Genomic DNA, 19,608 nt, shown 5'->3' on the forward strand with positions numbered 1-19,608 from the left:
GAAATGCTGAAGTTGCCTACTTGTAAACCATCTCAAAACCCTATGAATAGAGGGAGTTTGGCTACACAGAGGAATATGATACTCTTGCTGCCCATGACATGCCATGCAGTGAACGATCTCTTTGTCACAAATTACACAAATGAACAACATGGACAATCAATTCATTGATTTTAAAGCGTTGGAATACGCACCAGAGTTTGCTCTTCACCTTTTTTCTCGCATTCAACACCTACCTTGGGCGATGTTGCTGCGTTCTGCATCAAAAACGCATATCGATAGCCGCTTCGATGTGTTGGTCGCCAACCCGATTGCAACGTTAGAAACCACTGCCGACAACACACAAGTTGAAACGCCATCGAATGCCTATTCAACTCAAGATGACCCATTCACGCTGCTTCATCAATTGCAAGAACAGTGGCTTCCTCACGTAGAGTTAAATAAAGAATTGGATTTGCCTTTTGTTGGTGGTGCGCTCGGTTACTTCAGTTACGATTTAGGTCGCCGCGTAGAAACGATGCCAGAAGTGGCAGAAAAAGATCTCAACACGCCGGATATGGCGGTAGGTCTGTATGAATGGGCCGTTGTTGTTGACCACAAGCTTAAAAAAGCATGCCTAGTTGGTCAGAATATCGAGCAAGCTTGGCAGTGGTTAAACGAGCAAAAAGCAGAACAAACCGTTGACTTCGCTTTGTCTGGTGCTTGGCAGTCAAACATGACGAAAGAGAGCTACGCTACTCGCTTTGACAAGGTGCAAGAATACTTGTTGAGCGGTGACTGTTATCAGATCAATTTGGCGCAGCGCTTTAACGCACCGTATCAAGGCAGCGAGTGGCAAGCGTATCTGAAATTGGAGTCCGCCAACCAAGCGCCATTCTCAGCGTTTATCCGTATGCCTGAGTCTTCGATTTTGAGTATCTCTCCAGAGCGCTTTTTAGAGCTCAAAGATCGCGTCATTGAAACAAAACCAATCAAAGGTACTCGCCCACGCAGCGAAGATCCAACGAAAGATAACGCTAATGCCCATGACTTGCAGACAGCGGAAAAAGATCAGGCAGAAAACCTGATGATTGTCGATTTGCTGCGTAATGATATTGGTCGAGTTGCATCACCGGGTAGCGTCCACGTGCCAAAGTTGTTCGATATTGAAAGCTTCCCTGCCGTGCATCATTTGGTGAGCACCATTCGTGCAAATTTGGATGAACAATACGCTCCTGCGGATTTGCTGCGAGCGTGTTTTCCAGGCGGTTCAATTACGGGAGCACCTAAAGTTCGCGCAATGCAGATTATTGAAGAACTGGAGCCGCATCGACGCAGCGCGTATTGCGGCAGTATTGGCTACATTTCACGCCATGGTCGTATGGACACCAGCATTACTATCCGAACTCTTGTAGCGGAAAAAAACAAACTTTACGCTTGGGCTGGCGGCGGCGTCGTGGCAGATAGCGATTGCGCCTCTGAGTATCAAGAAACGTTGGATAAGCTTTCAAAGATTTTGCCAGCGCTGCAATCGTAGGTTTCAACAGCACACAACGCCGCTTTAATGCTATTGACGAAAACAATCTAAAACGCCTCCAGAACGGATAATGCCGCTCATTTAACAGCGAGTGGCATATTTCTGTATCTCATCACCCTGCACAGCGACGAAGGAGCGTGATACAGGTTCTTCTATTCAAGCACTTTGTGGTCAAATTTGTTTCATTACCCGCTCATCGTGTTGCTACTAGATTCTTAGTCTCGCCAAGGCTCGCTAGAATGACCCAAAAAACATCGTTAAACGATCGGCATTATCCAGTTTGGTGCGTTTTTTTGTGTGTTTTATTTGCATGTACTTTAGCTTTTAGCCGTTGGCCAACAAACATACTTTTTAAGAGGCAGCGTCTACTGCTCAAGCCACTTACACATAATCTGTTCGATATCGGTTGCGGTGTACGGCTTAGTGAGTATGTCGTCCATGCCTGAATCAATGCACTTTTGACGCTCTTCGATGGTAGTGCCAGCGGTTAATGCAATAATAGGATGAGTAAAGCCACGCTCTCTCAGATACATCGTCGCCTCATAACCATCCATTTCTGGCATTCGGCAGTCCATGAATATCAGTTCGTAGTCTTTACTTTTCACCGCTTCTAATGCTTCTTTTCCGTTGGCTTTTAAATCAGGTGTAATGTCGAGTTTTTTCAGCATTTGAGTAACAATGACTTGATTCATTCTGATGTCATCAACCACTAATATTGAGCGTCCTGCTAAATCGCTTCGCTCTATAGTGACCAATTCCCCCTCTGCTGTGCCTTGTGCTTGCCCTTCCTCAAGAGGAATAGCAACTTTAAAAGTTGTCCCTTTGCGCTCTTCACTCTCAAAGCTAATTTGACCTTGCATCAAATCCACGAGGTTTTTACAAATCGCGAGACCTAAACCTGAGCCTTCAAAGCTGCGTTTCGCCGAGCGATCAACTTGGACAAATGGGTCAAAGAGTGACGGCTGTGCTTTTATTGGGATGCCAATACCAGTGTCTTCAACCTCAAAATAAGCCGTGCCGTTAAGCCATTCCACACGTAACACGACACCACCCAAGTGAGTAAACTTAATCGCGTTTCCCACCAAGTTAACCAAAATTTGTGTAATGCGCTCTAAGTCACCGACTAAAAATTCAGGGATCCCCAGCTTTTTGTCGATAGAGAAATGGATGCGTTTTTCCGCAGCCTTAGCTGCAAATACACCCATGATGGCTTTTTCAAGCTCCTCCCAGGCAAAAACTTTATGTATGATTTCCATCATACCGGCATTCATCTTACTGAAATCAAGAAGATCATTAATGATAACTCTCAATAAGTCCCCTGATTGAGTCAAATTGCTCAAGTATTGACGCTGCTCTTCTTCTAATTGGGTTCGACTCAATAACTCCGCACTACCCAATACGCCATTGAGAGGAGTTCGCAGCTCATGGTTAATCATGGCGACAAACTCCTTCGTCGCTTTCTCTGATTCCTCAGCCCGCTTTCTCAGCTCGACCTCTCGCTCTAAACTTAAGTGTCGACCAATAACACCATGAACTAAGTCAGACACGAGCTCCATCTGTTTGGAAATAAAAGACTGATCGATTTGATCTTGCAACACAGAGAAAATCAACTCCCCAACCGTTTCCCCATCAATGATAACTGGCAAATGCAAATTCTCTCCCTGCCAATTAGGAGTGGTGAAAATCTCGTTGTTATGACGAAGCTGTATGTGACCAAAGTGATGACGACGCAATGAGCTCAGCTTTGTAGCGTCAAGAAACAAGTAAGCCGCAGAAATGATCGAGTTAGAAGTGAGCTGCTCAATAAAGCTCGCTATCATTGCTTCATCGAACGTGCTCGATAAAAAAGTACGACCGAACTTAATCAACGTCGCATCAATTTGCTCTTCAAACTCAAACTTACGAAGATCCTTTTTAGATTTCAGCTCCAGCTTTTTCAATGCAACACTGAGTTGCTGGTTGGATTCATATAACTCTAAGCTTTTCTGTTCCAACAGCTGCTCAGCTGCTTTTCTTGATGCAACTTCTCGTTTGAGTTTCCTTTCTAATGAGGAACTTCCCGTCATATCGTTCTTATTGAGCCTCTAACCAAAAACGTACTTTGCTGCCATCCTCTGACTGGTTTTGATGTTTGATATGAACTACCTCACCAAAATGCGCAGCACAACCTTTTATCAATCCTAAGCATACGTGAGACATACATCTTGCGCTGTGGTAGTCAAATACCAATTGGGATTGGTTTTCACTAATGAAATCAAATTGCGGAGGGTTAGCATCAGGATAGAGCTTCTTAACTTCGACATGAATAAAGTCTTCAACATGGCGAACAAATTGAAACGTCGTTTCACACTGTTGCAAACTGGCGTGACTAGGAATGGAGCGAAGTAAATTCAAAAAGACGCACTCTCCAAACACTTCTTGCAGTTGCTCGGGGGGAACACCAGATACTTTACTGAGATTCACGATCAACTTAACCAAGTCTTTGTGATCGTAACTACCAACAGCAGTGTAAACACCTTCATCGTTAGAAAGGTCGAGAACTTGGTCTAACACATCAAGACCGAATTTCTCTTCCACTAACTCCATGAACTCGGTGAAAATAATCCCTTTCATTGGCCAATACTTGCCCTATAGTGACGTCCTAAAATAAAGAATGGTGTATAACCTTATAAGTTTCAAATTAATATGTTCAAGCAGAATGAGACACACAACACAAAGAGGGAAAGTGCTGGCGAGTGTTTTAATGCGAATGTTTTATTTGGTAACCAGTAACGATAACGCCATACGCTTTGCCGTCTTTGAGTATAATAAATAATGGTTAGGCACGATAAATAAGGACTCAGTTTGGTTATCGACAAAACTCATTTACTACAGAACTTTCAATTTCGGCTTCCAACGGGCTACCACAAAGAGTCCCTTGCACGACTGAAATGGATGAAAGAAAAGTCCCTGAGAGATGCGGCAGTCTTAATCGGTTTTGTGGAACGCGATGACGGGTTACAAGTCATTCTGACTAAGCGCGCAGCCCACTTACGCCATCATCCGGGACAAATCAGCTTTCCCGGTGGCAAATATGAGCAGGAAGATATTCAGCTCGTGAATACCGCTTTAAGGGAAACCAAAGAAGAAGTTGGGATAGAAGATGAGCATATTCATGTGTTTGGTCAACTGCCTACACTACCAACGATTAGTCAGTTTAATGTGACGCCTTTTTTGGCTTTTGTTTCTCCGGAATATAAAACGCATATTGACCCAAATGAAGTAGAGTCAGTTTTTGAGGTTCCTGCCAACCATATTCTGAACCCCAAAAAATTGTATAGCACCAAATTTGACCTAAAAAGAAGCAGTCATCGTGTATTTGCTATCCCATATAGACAGCATTTCATCTGGGGCATGACGGCACAAATTATCGAATCAATGCAAAAACATATTATTTCACATTAAACAGTTGTTGATATCGGTGCTTTTATAGGCGCGATCATTATGCGCATCAATATTAATAAAACGTTGCTTCATAAACATTCATTCACATTAGATTAATTTTCCATTTTCACCGCAAACGCTTGCGGTGAAATAAATTTATACAAACAGCCCTATTGATAAGTTTTTCTAATTTTACTCATTAGCAGAAATCACGAGTAGCACATCATTTTCGTGATAAAAAGCAGGTTTTTGACATATCATTCAATAAGCGTAAGCAATAAATGATTTAGATCTAATTTTCCTAGTGTAAAATCTTGCAAAATTACTCCCGACTTATTTCCTGTTCCCAAAATGAGTAACTAAAAAATGAATACAACTACTTCTGCGGTTTCTACCGCACAATCGTCTAGTAAGTTTTCTTACAAAGACTTTACCTGGTGTCTGTCCCTTTTTGGTACGGCAGTAGGTGCAGGTGTACTGTTCCTTCCTATTAAAGCAGGTGCAGGTGGCTTCTGGCCATTAGTAATCCTAGCCCTAATCGCAGCACCAATGACTTGGTTCGCACACAAATCTTTAGCTCGTTTCGTTCTTTCTGCGAAAAACCCTGAAGCGGACATCACCGACACAGTAGAAGAGCACTTTGGTAAGACTGGCGCAAACCTTATTACATTCGCTTACTTCTTCGCTATCTACCCAATCGTACTTATCTACGGTGTTGGTATCACAAACACAGTTGACTCTTTCCTAGTTAACCAAATGGGCATGGAATCTATTCCTCGCTGGCTACTTTCTGGTGCACTTATTGCTGCAATGACAGCAGGCGTAGTATTCGGTAAAGAGCTTATGCTGAAAGCAACTTCAGCAATGGTTTACCCTCTCGTGTTCATCCTACTAGCACTGTCTGTATACCTGATTCCTGGTTGGAACACTTCAATGATGGAAGTGTCGCCTGACTGGGGTGCAATGCCAGCTATCGTTTGGCTAGCAATCCCTGTTATTGTGTTCTCTTTCAATCACAGCCCAATCATTTCTCAGTTCTCTAAAGAGCAACGTCGTGTATACGGTGATGACGCAGTTAAGAAAACTGACGCTATCACCGGTGGCGCAGCAATGATGCTGATGGGCTTTGTTATGTTCTTCGTTTTCTCTGTTGTACTTTCTCTGTCTCCAGAGCAACTAGCAACGGCGCAAGAGCAAAACATCTCTGTTCTCTCTTACCTAGCAAACGTGCATGAATCTCCACTGATCTCTTACATGGGTCCATTGGTTGCTTTCGCAGCGATCACCTCTAGCTACTTTGGCCACTTCTTGGGTGCGCACGAAGGTCTAGTTGGTCTAGTGAAATCTCGTTCAAAATCACCAGTAAGTAAGATCGAGAAGATGTCTCTAATCTTCATTGTAATCACAACTTGGATCGTTGCTATCGTTAACCCAAGCATCCTAGGTATGATTGAAACAATGGGTGCACCGATGATTGCGGCAATCCTATTCTTGATGCCAATCTTCGCAATGCAAAAAGTTCCTGCGATGGCTAAGTACAAAACTTCAGCACCTGTGCAAATTTTCACAGCAATCTGTGGTCTTGCTGCAATTAGTTCTGTAATCTACGGCGCTCTTTAATCATCTCTGCCCAGTGCAGTATGATTAATCCAAAAATATAACGATAAAATTAAGCCTCCCAACTCCCCTTGGGAGGCTTTCTTCTGAGGTAATCGATATGATTAGTGTTTTTGATATCTATAAAATCGGTGTTGGACCTTCAAGCTCACACACTGTAGGCCCAATGAAAGCGGGTAAAGAGTTTATTGATGATCTTCGTGCAATGGGAAAACTGCGCGACATCACTAAAATCACCGTTGACGTTTATGGATCACTATCACTGACAGGGAAAGGTCACCACACAGATATTGCTATCATCATGGGTCTTGCAGGCAACACTCCTGAGAAAGTTGATATCGATTCTATCCCGGGCTTTATCGCTCGTGTAGAAGAAACTGAACGCCTTCCCGTTGGCATGCACTGTCACACAGTATCGTTCCCACGTGAAGGTGGAATGAACTTCCACAAAACAAACCTAGAGCTACACGAAAACGGCATGCAGATCCACGCTTGGATTGATGACGAAAAAGCGTACTCAAAAACTTACTACTCTATCGGCGGTGGTTTCATCGTTGATGAAGAAAATTTCGGTAAAGAAGCTGAAAACCCAGTAAAAGTACCTTACCCGTTTACAACGGCAGAGGAACTGGTTAACCAATGCCACGAAAGTGGATTGTCCATCAGCGCACTAACCATGAAGAATGAGCATGCGCTTCATTCAGATGAAGAAACTCGTACTTATTTCGCGAACATCTGGCGCACAATGCGCGAGTGTATGGATCGCGGTATGAATGAAGAAGGTATTTTGCCTGGTCCACTGCGTGTGCCTCGCCGTGCAGCAGCACTTCGCCAGCAGCTACTTACTTCAGAAAAGACAACAAATGATCCAATGTCTGTTGTTGATTGGGTAAACATGTTCGCTTTCGCAGTAAACGAAGAGAACGCAGCAGGTGGCCGCGTTGTTACAGCACCAACTAACGGTGCGTGTGGCATCATTCCTGCGGTACTGGCTTACTACGATAAGTTCATCCAAACTGTGACTGAAAAAGATTACATCCGTTACTTTGCAGCTTCTGGCGCAATCGGAGGTCTTTACAAGCGTAACGCGTCTATCTCTGGTGCAGAGGTTGGCTGTCAGGGTGAAGTTGGCGTGGCATGTTCTATGGCAGCAGCAGGCCTTGCTGAGCTTATGGGTGGTAGCCCAGAGCAAGTATGTATGGCAGCAGAAATCGCGATGGAGCACAACTTAGGTCTAACGTGTGACCCAGTTGCAGGTCAGGTTCAGGTTCCATGTATTGAGCGTAACGGTATTGCGGCAGTAAAAGCAATCAACTCTACTCGCATGGCACTACGTCGCTCTTCAGCTCCAACTGTTTCTCTAGATAAGGTTATCGAAACCATGCTAGAAACAGGTAAAGACATGAACGCGAAATACCGCGAAACATCTCAAGGTGGTCTAGCAATCAAAGTGATTTGCTAACACGCCTTTCTGAATACCAATCAAAACCCGAGTCTGTGCTCGGGTTTTTTTATACCTAAAAAACCCAGGAAAATGCGTTATCAGGACAAGTAAAAAAAAACCTAAAACGTTGAATATATCCAAATATTATAGATATCTCAGTAAAAAATCACATCTCTTCCCTAGCTTTATTGATAACGTAGCCAAAAATTAAACTTGGAGCACATCAACACATGATTAGGTTTGAAATTGGAAACCAAATCTGCGTTTGCTTGTCCGAAAACGAAATATCTCTAGAGCTCAATCAGTCACTCCACCACTCCATTCCTGTCAACCCAAATGAGTACGCCATTCTGTCAACTATCGCCACATACGGCAGTTTAAATACGCCGATTAGTCAGCGGTTAATAGAAAGCAAAATCACTCAACAATACAAAATGACACTGCCTGAAAATGGCTTTAAAAACGCGGTGGCCGCTCTAAGAAAGAAATTTCGCAAGCTCACGGAAGAACATTTAACCACTAACAAAAACATTATCGAAAACATTCACCGGACCGGATACTTCATCCCTTTTACTATGCAAAACAACCATCAGAATGGCATCGAACATCAACAGAAGATCAATCAATACACAACCAATAGTCTTCGCAAAGCGCTTCGTATTTGCCTGCGTAATAAAAAGATCTATTCAGAAGCAATGTGGGTTGTGTTGATCACTGCGATCATTTTCTTTGCTATCTGTTACTACGCGATAAACAGCATCGTTAAACATAATTATCTGGATAACGCCTTCGAAATTGCAGAGAACCTTTCCCGCAGGAGTTGCTTTGCTAATGAAAGCGAACTGAAGTCACTATTTGATAATGTGAAGTTGGTGGAGTCGAGCATGATGCTAGATCGTTTCAATATTCGATGCTTAGTCACTCCAGAAACCGTTGTCCCTGTCAGCAAAAAAGCGTTTGAAGAGTGGAGTAACAATAGCAATTACACTACCCAATCATTTGACTTAAATAACGCAACTGTTTTGGTTCGTGTTAAAAACATTAACTTATCCGACAATGTTGAAAATCATATTTCACGTTTTTTTCTTTCCGGTATGAAGCTATCAACGAATACCGGAACGTCGTTAGAGATTGGTAACACCAATGAACGCTTTTTCAATTATCACGTAAAGAATAGTGGCTATAAAGAGGTGTATTACATCTCTGGGCCGTTTCAAAGTATCATTCTACTGAGCTTACTTTTTCTCATTATACTGCGTCACCGCTCCCTACAAGCCTTTATGGCTTACTTGTGCGCAATTCGACAGTTCAAAATAAAACTGGAGCCGATTTATAACACTTCGGCACAAAAGATTGTGCACTACGAAGCTCTCTCCCGGTTTAAGGTAAAAAATACGCAACGGTTTATTGAAACACTGATCCGCAATGGATTGCTGCTAACTCATACCTTACTGGTGATTGATTCCATCTACACCAAACAAAAAGCGTTGCCCATCCCTATCAGCATTAACGTTTGTCCTTCTTTGCTGCGAGGGCGTAACTTTTCAATCCTATATAGAGAGCTATCTAATCGGGATTGCCGTTTGCTGACAATCGAAATCACAGAAAATGCATCGATGTACTATACCTCTGAGATTTATGACAATGTCGCGAAACTAAAAGCTCTGGATTGTAAAATCAGTATTGATGACTTTGGCACCGGCAATAATAATGTGGCGCTTATCAGCAAGCTGAATCCGGACTACCTCAAAATCGACCGAGAATTTGTTATTGGCCTAAAATCTGATGATAAAAAGATAGAAACCTTGCGTCAGTTAATTGCTATGGGCAATACGTATCGCTGCACGGTCATTGTTGAAGGCGTAGAAACGGCAGACAGTGCTCACTTACTCACAACATTGGGCGCCTATATTCACCAAGGTTATTATTACCCTCTTCATTGCTAGCTTTTCTTCACTCGGTTAGTTACTTAAAATAGATCTAATACTCTATAAAAACTCGTGGTCGCATAAAGGTATGCCGCCAATTTGTGATTGAGCGATGATTGCGATTAAACCCACCAAACTGAAAGATTTTTCAAGTTTGATGCAATTGGATGTGCAAGAAGAGCAAAAAGGATTTTTTACACCGTTTGAAATGGCTTATCAAAAACGTAGTAAGTCAGAGGCGTTCTTTACGATTTATTCTGATGATCTATTAGTAGGCTATCTTGTTATCGATAAAGGTTTCTCCCAACATGCGCCGTTTGCTAAACGATACGAACTGGAGCTTAAGTACTTGATGATTGATCAACGTTTCCAACGTCAAGGGGTTGGGAGTGAGGCATTGCGTAAACTGTTCCTTTATGCGTATACCATTAACCCTAAAAGCACCTCTCTTTGCGCCACTGTTCCACAAAGTCAGCAATACGCTATCAGTTTTTTTGATGCGTGCGGATTCATTAATACAGAGGAAACAACATTGGGTGATAATGAAAAAGAATGGATTCTACGACACCCATTAAGCTAACTGGTGAAGCATAATCAAAATTGGGCCATTCAGATACAACAAAGGCAAGCTTCTCGCTTGCCTTTGTTTAATGCTCAATAGAAAGTGACTTATTCGCCTTTGTAAATACAACCCGCTGTGCACGTTTCTTTGATTTCTACTTTACTTAGCAGTGGTAAGCTTGGCTTAAGCTGCTGCCAAATCCATTTTGCTAACACTTCGCTAGTCGGGTTCTCTAACCCTTCAATGTCGTTTAGGTAGTAATGGTCTAAGCGATTGTAAATTGGTTTAAATGCAGCTTTGATCTCTGCAAAATCCACTACCCAACCTGTATGTGGATCAACTTCACCTTCTACATAAAGACGAACAAGGAAAGAGTGTCCGTGCAAACGACCACACTTGTGACCTTCTGGTACGTGTGGCAAATGGTGTGCTGCTTCGAACATAAACTCTTTGTATAATTCTGTTTTCATCTTGATTCTCAGGCTTTAAAAAGACAGGCAATACTAAGGAATTCGCTGCCAAGAGACAAGCGTTACCCCATACAAGCGTAGCAAAAACTTCCGCTAGTTCCCGGCCTCTTTGCTATCACTCACACCAAAGCGCCGTATTTCTGTCACGCGCCAAACATTTGATTACACAGCACTCACATCACAATTACATATCCCCAACATGTGTGGGGTCACAATCATTCATTTCGTTGTTCGCAGTGCGCATTTGTGCACATTAATATTGTGCAGTTCGTTCCAATTACACTTATAAATTTATGCGCTCAACTATCACTTTTAAGCTCTTACTGGCGTTAATTGCTGTCTTCAGCTGCGTTCTAGCTGCCTCTACGGCTTACCAATACCATCAACAAAAAACCTTAATCAATGATGTTCTTAGTGAACAACTCCATGATAAGGCTAGTAATTATTTCGATAGCCTAAATATGATGATGCTTACGGGCACCATGTCGCAAAAAGAGACCTTACGTCAAAAAGCCCTGGCCCAAGAAGGCATTGAAGCAGTTCGCGTGTTGCGAGCTGATACTGTGACCAAACTTTACGGACCTGGGCAACAAAACCAGCAGCCTGTCGATGATATTGATCAACGAGCGTTGAATGGTGAACTGGTGATTGAACCAATCTCAGCCGATTGGGGCAAAGGGTTAGTAGTCGCGCTACCAATGAAATCGAGCGAAAATTACCGTGGCACCAACTGCGTTTCTTGCCACGTTGCACCAGCAGGAGAAGTGTTGGGCGCGATTCGCTTGGAATACAACATGAATCATGTCAATTCAATGATCAGTAAACAGGCAATGTTTGCGATGGGAATAATGGCCGTAATCGCATTTGTGGGCTTCATCATAACGATGAGTTTGATTCAGAAAATCATTGTACGACCAATTCAAAGAACGTCGAAATTCATGTCGAATGTGAGCCATAGCAAAGATCTATCTCAACGACTTATGCATCACCAACAGGATGAAGTGGGCCAACTTTCTACTGCCATCAATTCATTCATGGATACGGTCTCCGAAAGCTTAGAACGTGTGCAAGACACCTCTCACTCACTTGCCGACTCCGCGAGTAAACTAACTGCTGTCGCGCAGTCCACAGATAAAGCTGCCAATAACCAACAGCTAGAGACCAGCGAAGTACAAAGCAATATCACCGATATGCTGCAGCAACAAACTGCGGTTGAGGACTCGACTAACAACGCTACTGTTTTGGTCAATCACACCGTTGATGTCGCCACTCATAGTGCAAGCCAAGCACACAATGTAAGTGAAGACATCAAACAACTAGTAAGTAACATTGATACCGTACGGGAAAAAATCAGCTCTCTAAATCAAAGAACCGAAGAAGTGTCGTCCATTCTTGTGGTTATTAAGGGTATTGCAGAACAAACCAATCTGCTCGCGTTGAATGCTGCTATTGAAGCCGCCCGAGCCGGAGAGCAAGGGCGCGGTTTTGCGGTCGTCGCGGAAGAAGTGCGTAACCTGGCTTCTAGGACGGCTGAGGCCACTGGTAATATTGAACATATCATTTCTCAATTCCAGCAAGGAAGTGAAGAGTCATTAACTTCTGTTGATACCGTCTGCCAGTTTGCTCATCAACGCTCTGTCGATGTCGAGGCACTATCAGCCACAATGCATAACGTTGTTGACGAAATGCGCCAAGTGCTCAGACATGCAGAAGATATCCAAAACCAGACGCAAACCACATCTGATGTAAGTCAGCATATTCAATCTAAAATAGATGTGATCACACTGCATGCTAACGACACATCGCAATCAGCATCGCACACGCGTGATATTAGTGTTGATTTAGAGCATCTATCCGAACGTTTAGAGCAATTACTAAACCAATTCACACTTTCAGAGCACAAAAGAGTGAATAAATAGAGAGATTCTCCCCATCAAAACGAATATAAAGGTTGATGCGAGCGAATTGACAGGTAATATGTCTCGTTGAATCTGTAAAATGCTACCCAACTCAGCGCTTAGCTTGTTTTTTGAACAAAAATGTTATTAGACAAGTACTTTAAGTAAGCGTTGAGTTGAATTTTTACCTCAATGGAGAATATTGAAAACATGACTTACGCGCCTGTATCAGACGTATTGAAAGGTCAGCTAGCAGTAGACAGCGAAGTGACTGTTCGTGGCTGGATCCGTTCACGTCGTGATTCCAAAGCTGGAATCTCTTTCCTTGCCATATATGACGGCTCTTGTTTCGACCCGATTCAGGCCGTGGTCCCAAATAATCTTAATAATTACGAAGACGAAGTATTAAAGCTAACGACTGGCTGCTCTGTTGAAGTAACTGGTAAGATTGTTGAATCTCCTGCAAAGGGTCAAGACTTCGAACTTGCTGCCACTGACGTTAAAGTGGTTGGTTGGGTTGAAGATGCTGAAACTTACCCAATGGCAAAAACTCGTCACTCAATCGAGTACCTACGTGAAGTTGCGCACCTACGTCCGCGCACAAACGTAATCGGTGCAGTAGCACGTGTACGTAACTGCCTATCTCAAGCAATCCACCGCTTCTACCACGAGCAAGGTTACTTCTGGGTATCTGCGCCGTTGATCACGGCTTCAGATGCTGAAGGCGCTGGTGAAATGTTCCGCGTATCTACGCTAGACATGGAAAACCTTCCTCGCACTGACGCTGGTAAAGTGGACTACAACGAAGACTTCTTCGGTAAAGAGACGTTCCTAACCGTATCTGGTCAGCTAAACGCAGAAGCTTACGCTTGTGCGCTAAGCAAAGTTTACACTTTCGGCCCTACTTTCCGAGCTGAAAACTCAAACACAAGCCGCCACCTAGCAGAATTCTGGATGGTTGAGCCTGAAGTTGCGTTCGCAGAACTGGATGATGTAGCGAAACTGGCTGAAGACATGCTCAAGTACGTGTTTAAAGCGGTGCTTGCAGAGTGTCGTGATGACCTTGAGTTCTTCGCTCAACGCATCGACAAAGAAGCAATCACTCGTCTAGAGCAGTTCGTTTCTTCTGACTTCGCACAGGTTGACTACACTGACGCAATCCAGATTCTTCTTGATTCAGGCCGTGAGTTCGAATTCCCAGTTGAATGGGGTATCGATATGTCTTCTGAGCACGAGCGTTTCCTTGCTGAAGAACACTTCAAAGCACCTGTAATCGTTAAGAACTACCCGAAAGATATTAAAGCATTCTACATGCGTGCTAACGATGACGGTAAAACAGTTGCAGCGATGGACGTTCTTGCACCGGGCATCGGCGAAATCATCGGTGGTTCTCAGCGTGAAGAGCGCCTAGACATTCTAGATGCACGTATGCGTGAAGTGGGTATCGATCCTGAACATATGAGCTGGTACCGCGACCTACGTAAATACGGTACAGTGCCACACGCAGGCTTCGGTCTAGGCTTCGAGCGCCTAGTATCTTACGTAACTGGTATGGGCAACGTTCGTGACGTGATCCCATTCCCACGTACTCCTCGCTCTGCGAACTTCTAATCACTTTTTAGTGATATTGAATTAAAAAGACCTCCCATGTGGAGGTCTTTTATTTTGTACGATTGATTTTCTAGCAACCGGTGTATGCACTCTAGTTGTTATCTTCGTCGTCATCCTCATCTGCTCGCGCTGCGTATTTTACTCCAACCACACACAAGCCAAACATCACAAATGGGATAACGGCAGCAGTGTATTCCGTCCAAACCATATGAGAAAAAGATTTCGCCAATATCAAATGTGCAAACACCAACAAAAATGCGCTAAAAATAGCAACACCCATCAACCTAAGTTCATGCTTTACCAACTGCTTTTTCATTACGGCTCCTAACCTAAATGGTTGTCTGCCCATGATTGAAACACAGCTTCGGTATCGTCCACTGATACAGTTTGAGCAAAAAACAGGTAAACAGTTGGCTAATGAAGTAATTCTCCGACCGTCTTCACGGCTTGTTCTAATTCATCATTTACAGGTAACGATGTATTAAGCCTCAGGTAGTTCTCATAATTTGGAGCGACAGAAAACAACTGACCAAATGCTACAGTGATGTTCGCTTCCAATAACTTTTGATAAATCGCTTTTCCGCACTTTGTTTTCGGCAGTTCTATCCAAAGAAAATAGCCGCCTTCCGGTTGCGTGTAACGAATCGATTGGGGAAAGTACTTATCAACCAGTTCAATAAACGCCAATTGCCGCTGCTCAAGATTCTTTCGCAGTTTTCTAAGATGGCTATCATAACTATCGTTTTGCAAGTAATGCGCGATACCCTGCTGGATTGGTGCACTGCCTGACAACGTCGAGATAAGTTGCAGCTTTTGAAGTTGCTCATTGAAGCGTTTGTTTACCACCCAGCCCAGCCTATAGCCAGGACAAAGGCTTTTTGAAAATGATCCACAATGCAACACGCGCTCTTGTGTATCAAAAGCTTTAAGTGAGCTTGGCTTTTTTTCAGAAAAATAAAGCTCTGAATACACATCATCTTCGATCAAGTACACATCGTATTTATCAGCCAGTTCGACGATACGTTGCTTCTGCCCGTCACTTAATAAGGTTCCTGTTGGATTGTGAAAGTTAGTCATTAACCAACATGCGCGAACATCATTGTCGGCAAAAGTCGCTTCAATTTGATCCACTGAATGTCCAGTTAACGGATCCACCGTTATTTCTATCGCCTTTAGACCTAAACGTTCAATCGCTTGAAGTGCGCCATAAAACGTCGGTGATTCAACTACAACAGTATCTCCAGGCTGGGTCACGGCCTGAAGGCTTAAATTCAACGCTTCTAATGCGCCAGAAGTAACGACAATATCATCATGGGTAAACACCATACCTTGTTGGATGTACCGTTGAGCAATCAAACGGCGTAGAGACTCACAGCCCGGCGGCAAGTTATCCAATAACGTCTCTACCCCCATCTTCCTGCCTGAGCTGGCTAGGTTGCGGTTTAGCGCTTCTAATGGGAACAATGCTGGGTCTGGAAACGCGGAGCCAAACTTCACCGCATTCGATGAGGCCTGATTTTTGAGGTAGTCGTAAAGTTCATCGTTGATGCTGGAGCGATAAACGGAAGTGGCTGGAGAACTCGGTTCGAAGCGGTCCAACTCCGCAGTCACAAAGTATCCAGACTGAGGTTTCGCTGCGACCCAACCTTGTGCTTCGAGCAGCTGATAAGCTTGTAATACCGTACCTGCGCTGACAGAATGGTTTCGGCTTGTTACACGCACTGATGGCAGCTTTTCCCCTGCTCTCCAAGTATTTTGCTGAATCTGCGTTTTGAACAGCTCAGCCAGTTGACGGTATCGGTTCATGTTTCCCTCATTTCACTTACAGCCGCACCATAGCATACTTCGCGCCAGCATTCTGATATGGGAGTATTCAATTTAGCAACGTAATTTATCAAGCTTATAATAGATATTTCAGCCACGAAGTGAGCGTTTATATCCCATACTTTGACCGTTACACACATATTGCCTCACATCTTTGCAATACCTAAAAGCCAAGGTTTTACGTTGGACTGAGTGCGTTAAACTCACTTCGAACTACTGTCTTTAAATCAGGAGGAAGCGATGAAAGTTTTTCCAATGGACGATCTCTCGTATCGCGGAAAACATAAAGGTGTACATAGTTGGGACCATCCTGGCAGTACCACCCCTTATTATTGGCATCCTGATTGGCTGCATATCGCTGAAGATACTTTGGGTGAACACAAAAAGGCTGACCTTGAAGTCCCTGATGGAGAAACAGCGACAGAAGAGCATGCAAAAGCGGCGATTCTCAAACACTTGAATGACGAGTAGTTTAGGCTCTATCACCGTTCAAGAATAGCATTAGGTAGGCGAATCCATCGTTGTATGCTTTAAACACAAATAAAGCTAAAACCTGCCAAATAGTAAATTCTTCTGAATGAGAAGTACGCATCTTCTATAGCGTTCAAAGGGCAAAATAAGTCGATTGTTATCACATTAATTTTCATTACATCTGTTACATTTAAATAGTAATGGTGATGCACACCTCAACTCATGGATTATGAGAGAAAACAATAATGGCGAAATACAACGAAGAAGATATTAAATACAAAGGTGAATCCAACGGCGTACATTCTTGGAGCTCTCCTTCCGGCCAACCTTATTACTGGCACCCAGATTGGCTACACGTTGCGGAAGATGCGACGGGTACGCATCCGAAGCAAAAACTTGAAGTTGAAAAGACAGAAGTACCAACCGAAAAGCACGCATTAAAAGCGATCTTAAAGCATATGAACGACTGGGCGACTGAAAAACTTTCTTCTAACCCTGACATCGAAACCAATGCGGTTGAGTCGGAAATCAATCTGAAGAAATAACCCCAACCGATATCCATACTCTAACAGTAAACGCTCCACCTTTGGTGGGGCGTTTTTGTCTCAACAAATCCTCACTAGACAATTATAAACGTGTTAACGCAAAGCACTGAATTGAAACGATTGGGATGTGTGCAAAACTTCTCCAACCATGGCATAAATGCCCTTCAAACTCTGTGCCTACCAAACGTTTTCATGGCAAAAACTTTAGTTATGTTAGAATTCTGTTTCAAATCGCAACTTTTTTAGGTTTTCTTTTCAGTAACGGTTGTAACCAATATTGCTGAAAGGTATAAATGTTAGCACACCCCTTCGATTAACATGGATGAAGATTATGTTTGAAAAAGTAGTTGCCGCTCCGGCTGACCCTATTCTTGGCCTTACTGAAGAGTTTAAAAAAGATGCTCGCGCAGACAAAATTAACCTTGGCGTAGGTATTTACAAAAACGAGCAAGGCGAAACTCCCGTTCTTGCGACAGTAAAGAAAGCTGAAGCAGCACTTGTTGAAACTGAAAAAACCAAATCTTACCTAACCATCGAAGGCACAGCAGAGTACGGCATTGCAGTGCAAAAACTGCTTTTCGGCTCTGATGCAGAAATTGTAAACGAAAAACGCGCTAAAACAGCTCAAGCTCCGGGTGGTACTGGTGCACTACGTGTTGCCGGCGAGTTTATTAAACGTCAACTAGGCGATGTAAAGATCTGGATCAGCAACCCAACATGGGCGAACCACAACGGCGTATTTACTGCTGCTGGTATCGAAACGGCACAATACAGCTACTACAATGCTGAAACAAAAGACAAAGACTTCGATGCGATGCTAAATGATCTGCAATCTGCATCTGAAGGCGACATCGTGCTTCTACACGGCTGCTGTCACAACCCTACAGGGATCGATCCTACGGCTGAAGAATGGGAAACATTGGCGAAACTTGTCGCAGAGAAGAAATTGCTTCCTCTGTTCGACTTCGCCTACCAAGGCTTTGCTAAAGGTGTGGAAGAAGATGCTGCAGGTCTTCGTACTTTTGCTAAATACAACAAAGAAATCCTAGTCGCGAGCTCTTTCTCGAAAAACTTTGGCCTATACAATGAACGCGTAGGTGCCTTCACGTTAGTAGCTGAGTCAAAAGAAGTCGCAACAACCGCTTTTTCTCAAGTTAAAGCCATTATTCGCTCTATCTACTCTAACCCACCTGCACACGGCAGCGCTGTCGTGACTCACATTCTTGGCAACGCCGAAATGCGTGCGGAATGGGAAGCTGAAGTAGCAGAAATGCGTGACCGCATTCAAGAAATGCGTGAACTATTTGTAGCGACACTAAAAGCAGAGGGTGTGGACGCAGACTTTAGTTTCATCGAACGTCAAAATGGTATGTTCTCTTTCTCTGGTCTTTCTAAAGAGCAAGTTAACCGCCTTAAAGAAGAGTTCGGTATTTACATTGTCGGTTCTGGCCGAATCAGTGTTGCTGGTATGACGAAGTCAAATATGGGCCCTCTGTGTAAAGGCATTGCAGCGGTTTTATAATCGACTGTCGCATACTTTATTAAAAGGAAAGGTCAGCATAAGCTGACCTTTTTTGTTTTAACTTAACGCCAAAAGCGAACCCGTCCGATCTAGTAGACAAACTTCAAACTCAGCCCTACTTCATTGACGTAATCTGAGCTTTCACCGCTGTAATCAGTATCTCTAAACTGATAAAAAAGACCAGTGCCGATGACTTTATGCCATTGGTAGTTAAAACCGATCTTAAAATTGTTCTCATCAACGATATCACTACGGTTCAACTCCACTTCAGCTGTCGCAATAAGCTTTTCACTGAGCAAGTAATTCACCCCAACAGTTACAGCTTGAATCAATTCGCTATCGGAAGACAACGTATTATCCGTTTTGTCGTCCGTCGCTTTCGCTTTGATTGCGCCTATTCCATATATCCCGTAGATATCGAATTGCTCTGTAACTCCATAACGGTAACCACCACCAAACAAAAGGCGGTCAATGCGAAGAGTAAAATCATCCGGATGGAAAAACTGCGCTGAGTAATCAACATTAAACAACCAGTTCTCAGTAAACAAATAGTTACCACCGAGTCCAACTGTGGTCGCATTAGAGTTATCTAACCATTCTTCGTTTGTCGTTCCGGCACCAACATCCAAATGAATGTGTTCGTACCCAAATTTTTCTGCTTGGTCCATGACCGCTGCGCTTGATATCGCCGGCAAAGCAGCTAAAGAAACAAGCAATAAATTTCTCACCATTCGACTTCCTTTCATGAGAATTATCTAAACACTGTATTCCATCGCCTGA

Annotated in this window: 17 protein-coding genes; 11 read left to right on the top strand and 6 right to left on the bottom strand. The window is 43.4% G+C overall.

The window, feature by feature from the left end:
• The first annotated feature begins 148 nt into the window (after window positions 1–148).
• Complete coding sequence (pabB, locus tag R7P36_RS14850; protein WP_017820445.1) at window positions 149–1,513, top strand: aminodeoxychorismate synthase component I; 1,365 nt, start codon at window positions 149–151, stop codon at window positions 1,511–1,513.
• Window positions 1,514–1,878: 365 nt separating this feature from the next.
• Here pabB and R7P36_RS14855 read toward each other — a convergent pair whose 3' ends face one another.
• Together R7P36_RS14855 and R7P36_RS14860 are read right to left on the bottom strand one after the other, a co-directional pair.
• Window positions 1,879–3,579, bottom strand: a complete 1,701-nt coding sequence (locus R7P36_RS14855) for an ATP-binding protein (protein ID WP_017820446.1) — start codon at window positions 3,577–3,579, stop codon at window positions 1,879–1,881.
• A gap of 7 nt (window positions 3,580–3,586) precedes the next feature.
• On the bottom strand, window positions 3,587–4,126 hold the full coding sequence (locus R7P36_RS14860; protein WP_005388282.1) for a heme NO-binding domain-containing protein: 540 nt from the start codon (window positions 4,124–4,126) through the stop codon (window positions 3,587–3,589).
• Between the two features lie 231 nt (window positions 4,127–4,357).
• Between R7P36_RS14860 and R7P36_RS14865 the strand changes: the two genes are divergently transcribed.
• From R7P36_RS14865 to R7P36_RS14885, 5 genes are all read left to right on the top strand, one after another.
• Window positions 4,358–4,957: a CoA pyrophosphatase gene (locus tag R7P36_RS14865; RefSeq protein ID WP_005376901.1), complete on the top strand. Its 600-nt coding sequence runs from the start codon at window positions 4,358–4,360 to the stop codon at window positions 4,955–4,957.
• Window positions 4,958–5,302: 345 nt separating this feature from the next.
• A complete protein-coding gene (locus R7P36_RS14870) occupies window positions 5,303–6,556 on the top strand; it encodes an aromatic amino acid transport family protein (protein ID WP_005388284.1) in 1,254 nt (417 codons plus the stop codon).
• A gap of 97 nt (window positions 6,557–6,653) precedes the next feature.
• Window positions 6,654–8,015, top strand: coding sequence for an L-serine ammonia-lyase (locus R7P36_RS14875; protein WP_005376899.1), 1,362 nt, complete (start codon window positions 6,654–6,656; stop codon window positions 8,013–8,015).
• Window positions 8,016–8,227: 212 nt separating this feature from the next.
• Complete coding sequence (locus R7P36_RS14880) at window positions 8,228–9,943, top strand: EAL domain-containing protein (RefSeq protein WP_042522777.1); 1,716 nt, start codon at window positions 8,228–8,230, stop codon at window positions 9,941–9,943.
• 94 nt (window positions 9,944–10,037) lie between these two features.
• On the top strand, window positions 10,038–10,505 hold the full coding sequence (locus R7P36_RS14885) for a GNAT family N-acetyltransferase (protein WP_017636099.1): 468 nt from the start codon (window positions 10,038–10,040) through the stop codon (window positions 10,503–10,505).
• An 89-nt stretch (window positions 10,506–10,594) separates the two neighbouring features.
• Here R7P36_RS14885 and queD read toward each other — a convergent pair whose 3' ends face one another.
• The gene (gene queD / locus R7P36_RS14890; protein ID WP_005376896.1) at window positions 10,595–10,957 is read right to left on the bottom strand and encodes a 6-carboxytetrahydropterin synthase QueD; all 363 of its coding nucleotides are present in this window, start codon (window positions 10,955–10,957) and stop codon (window positions 10,595–10,597) included.
• 293 nt (window positions 10,958–11,250) lie between these two features.
• Between queD and R7P36_RS14895 the strand changes: the two genes are divergently transcribed.
• Both R7P36_RS14895 and asnS read left to right on the top strand, forming a co-directional pair.
• A complete protein-coding gene (locus R7P36_RS14895; protein WP_042522778.1) occupies window positions 11,251–12,876 on the top strand; it encodes a methyl-accepting chemotaxis protein in 1,626 nt (541 codons plus the stop codon).
• Window positions 12,877–13,065: 189 nt separating this feature from the next.
• A complete protein-coding gene (gene asnS / locus R7P36_RS14900) occupies window positions 13,066–14,466 on the top strand; it encodes an asparagine--tRNA ligase (protein ID WP_017636101.1) in 1,401 nt (466 codons plus the stop codon).
• A gap of 91 nt (window positions 14,467–14,557) precedes the next feature.
• Here asnS and R7P36_RS14905 read toward each other — a convergent pair whose 3' ends face one another.
• Window positions 14,558–14,782 (bottom strand): hypothetical protein, encoded by a 225-nt coding sequence (locus tag R7P36_RS14905; RefSeq protein WP_033905633.1) that lies wholly within the window; start codon window positions 14,780–14,782, stop codon window positions 14,558–14,560.
• A 98-nt stretch (window positions 14,783–14,880) separates the two neighbouring features.
• Window positions 14,881–16,272, bottom strand: coding sequence for a PLP-dependent aminotransferase family protein (locus R7P36_RS14910; RefSeq protein WP_042522779.1), 1,392 nt, complete (start codon window positions 16,270–16,272; stop codon window positions 14,881–14,883).
• Between the two features lie 258 nt (window positions 16,273–16,530).
• On the opposite strand from R7P36_RS14910, the gene R7P36_RS14915 reads away from it, so the two are divergent.
• The 3 genes from R7P36_RS14915 (at window position 16,531) to R7P36_RS14925 (ending at window position 18,828) form a co-directional block, all read left to right on the top strand.
• The gene (locus tag R7P36_RS14915; RefSeq protein ID WP_318122211.1) at window positions 16,531–16,761 is read left to right on the top strand and encodes a hypothetical protein; all 231 of its coding nucleotides are present in this window, start codon (window positions 16,531–16,533) and stop codon (window positions 16,759–16,761) included.
• A 245-nt stretch (window positions 16,762–17,006) separates the two neighbouring features.
• On the top strand, window positions 17,007–17,306 hold the full coding sequence (locus R7P36_RS14920) for a hypothetical protein (protein WP_005376885.1): 300 nt from the start codon (window positions 17,007–17,009) through the stop codon (window positions 17,304–17,306).
• Between the two features lie 331 nt (window positions 17,307–17,637).
• On the top strand, window positions 17,638–18,828 hold the full coding sequence (locus R7P36_RS14925; protein WP_318122213.1) for an amino acid aminotransferase: 1,191 nt from the start codon (window positions 17,638–17,640) through the stop codon (window positions 18,826–18,828).
• An 89-nt stretch (window positions 18,829–18,917) separates the two neighbouring features.
• On the opposite strand, the gene R7P36_RS14930 is transcribed toward R7P36_RS14925, so the two are convergent.
• A complete protein-coding gene (locus tag R7P36_RS14930) occupies window positions 18,918–19,559 on the bottom strand; it encodes an outer membrane beta-barrel protein (protein ID WP_025767291.1) in 642 nt (213 codons plus the stop codon).
• Window positions 19,560–19,608: the final 49 nt, after the last annotated feature.

The organism is Vibrio sp. 397, assembly GCF_033339395.1.
Classification (GTDB): Bacteria; Pseudomonadota; Gammaproteobacteria; order Enterobacterales; family Vibrionaceae; genus Vibrio; species Vibrio alginolyticus.

Coding starts and splice junctions, on each gene's coding strand:
- R7P36_RS14925 (WP_318122213.1), top strand. CDS start 17,638: ATGTTTGAAAAAGTAGTTGCCGCTCCGGCTGACCCTATTCTTGGCCTT.
- R7P36_RS14895 (WP_042522778.1), top strand. CDS start 11,251: ATGCGCTCAACTATCACTTTTAAGCTCTTACTGGCGTTAATTGCTGTC.
- R7P36_RS14860 (WP_005388282.1), bottom strand. CDS start 4,126: ATGAAAGGGATTATTTTCACCGAGTTCATGGAGTTAGTGGAAGAGAAA.
- R7P36_RS14855 (WP_017820446.1), bottom strand. CDS start 3,579: ATGACGGGAAGTTCCTCATTAGAAAGGAAACTCAAACGAGAAGTTGCA.
- R7P36_RS14920 (WP_005376885.1), top strand. CDS start 17,007: ATGGCGAAATACAACGAAGAAGATATTAAATACAAAGGTGAATCCAAC.
- R7P36_RS14905 (WP_033905633.1), bottom strand. CDS start 14,782: ATGAAAAAGCAGTTGGTAAAGCATGAACTTAGGTTGATGGGTGTTGCT.
- R7P36_RS14910 (WP_042522779.1), bottom strand. CDS start 16,272: ATGAACCGATACCGTCAACTGGCTGAGCTGTTCAAAACGCAGATTCAG.
- R7P36_RS14875 (WP_005376899.1), top strand. CDS start 6,654: ATGATTAGTGTTTTTGATATCTATAAAATCGGTGTTGGACCTTCAAGC.
- asnS (WP_017636101.1), top strand. CDS start 13,066: ATGACTTACGCGCCTGTATCAGACGTATTGAAAGGTCAGCTAGCAGTA.
- R7P36_RS14880 (WP_042522777.1), top strand. CDS start 8,228: ATGATTAGGTTTGAAATTGGAAACCAAATCTGCGTTTGCTTGTCCGAA.
- pabB (WP_017820445.1), top strand. CDS start 149: ATGGACAATCAATTCATTGATTTTAAAGCGTTGGAATACGCACCAGAG.
- R7P36_RS14870 (WP_005388284.1), top strand. CDS start 5,303: ATGAATACAACTACTTCTGCGGTTTCTACCGCACAATCGTCTAGTAAG.
- R7P36_RS14930 (WP_025767291.1), bottom strand. CDS start 19,559: ATGGTGAGAAATTTATTGCTTGTTTCTTTAGCTGCTTTGCCGGCGATA.
- queD (WP_005376896.1), bottom strand. CDS start 10,957: ATGAAAACAGAATTATACAAAGAGTTTATGTTCGAAGCAGCACACCAT.
- R7P36_RS14915 (WP_318122211.1), top strand. CDS start 16,531: ATGAAAGTTTTTCCAATGGACGATCTCTCGTATCGCGGAAAACATAAA.
- R7P36_RS14885 (WP_017636099.1), top strand. CDS start 10,038: ATGATTGCGATTAAACCCACCAAACTGAAAGATTTTTCAAGTTTGATG.